Here is a 1268-nt window from a genome sequence, read left to right on the forward strand (position 1 = left end):
ACGGCCGCATAACAAACCCCTGATGTCGCCTCTGACCTGGGGTTTCGTGTTGACGGGTGGCTCGATAGGTAGTAATGTTGTCCTTGTGGGAACGGGGAAGGCACCCCCGCCCGGACCGGCAAACCAAGTCCGATCACCAACGAACAGAAAGCGACTCATGACGAACCGAATACTCGGGGCCGTAGTCATCCCCGCCGACGCCAACCGCCTGATCACGCTCGACGCGATCCCGGCCCCCTCGGCGTCCGCCGAGTGGCTGCGCGGCAAGGTCGGCGGCCCGCTGGAACTGCTCCGGCTCTCCGGCGAGCGGGACATGTGGCTCCACGGTGAGGGCAAGATCGCCAATCTTCCGGTCAACATGGGCGCCACCGGCCTTGCGCTCCTCAACGGCATAGCCGACGTGATCCACGGTGACGTCGTGCTCACCGGCCACGACGGGCCCGAAACGGTCGGGATGACCGGGTTGCAGATCCAGCGCACGCACGCGGAGCTGACCCTCCCCTTCCGGGTCCTCTTCCTCTAACGGCCCCACGCCGGGCCCGGGGGCGGGCGGGTACCCCGCCCCCGGGCCCGGCCCCGACCAGCCAAGCCCAGATCACCAAGGAGCAGCCAACCGATGGCAGCCAACCCCAACCCCATGTTCGTGTTCGTCACCACGGCCGGGCCGGATCTCGACGAGCGCGCCGCGACCGCCGCCGCTCACGCCCGGCTGTCCGAGCTGGCCGACCGGAGCGACGACAGCGCCCCGCACGCCCCCGCCGTCAGCGCCGCCGACTGGCGCCAGGCGTGGCAGGCACTCAGCGACGCCACCCGGCGCACGGAGTTCACGTTCACCACGCCCGACATGATCGAGTGCCAGGGCGCCATGTATGAACTCGGGATGCTCACCGACGAGCACGAGCCCGTTTTCCCCGACCCGGAGGCGTTCGGCGTCACCGCACGCCCGAAGGACCCCCGGCGGCTGAGCGGCATTGAGGCCACCGCCGCCGACGCCCTGCTCACCCCCGCCGAGCGCGCGTTCCTCGCCGCCTACCGCGCCGCCCTGACCACCGACCAGGGCGAGCCCGGCATCTCGGCCTCCGTGCCCGGCATCCCGGCCTACGTGTTCGACAGCCCCATGATCGGCTGGCACGTCAGCCCCCGCCAGATCGAGGCCGCGCTGAACGCCTACCACGGCGCCGACGAGAAGGACCGCGAAGCCGCCTGGTCCTACCCCTGGTGGGACCAGTGGATCGCCTTCCTGCGGAGGGCGAAGGACCGCAACGGCT

The 1268-nt window shown here is 70.4% G+C and carries 2 protein-coding genes; both read left to right on the plus strand.

Going from position 1 to position 1268, the window contains the following annotated elements:
* Nucleotides 1-157 precede the first annotated feature (157 nt).
* A complete protein-coding gene (locus tag D7231_RS35000; protein WP_158673902.1) occupies nucleotides 158-523 on the plus strand; it encodes a DUF3846 domain-containing protein in 366 nt (121 codons plus the stop codon).
* 93 nt (nucleotides 524-616) lie between these two features.
* Nucleotides 617-1268: hypothetical protein (locus D7231_RS35005; protein ID WP_120760403.1), on the plus strand; the 652-nt coding region annotated here is incomplete at its 3' end.

Source organism: Streptomyces klenkii, assembly GCF_003626645.1.
Classification (GTDB): Bacteria; Actinomycetota; Actinomycetes; order Streptomycetales; family Streptomycetaceae; genus Streptomyces; species Streptomyces klenkii.

What these genes read in the sequence shown, in the direction of transcription:
- D7231_RS35000 (WP_158673902.1), top strand. Translation starts at nt 158, where the DNA reads ATGACGAACCGAATACTCGGGGCCGTAGTCATCCCCGCCGACGCCAAC.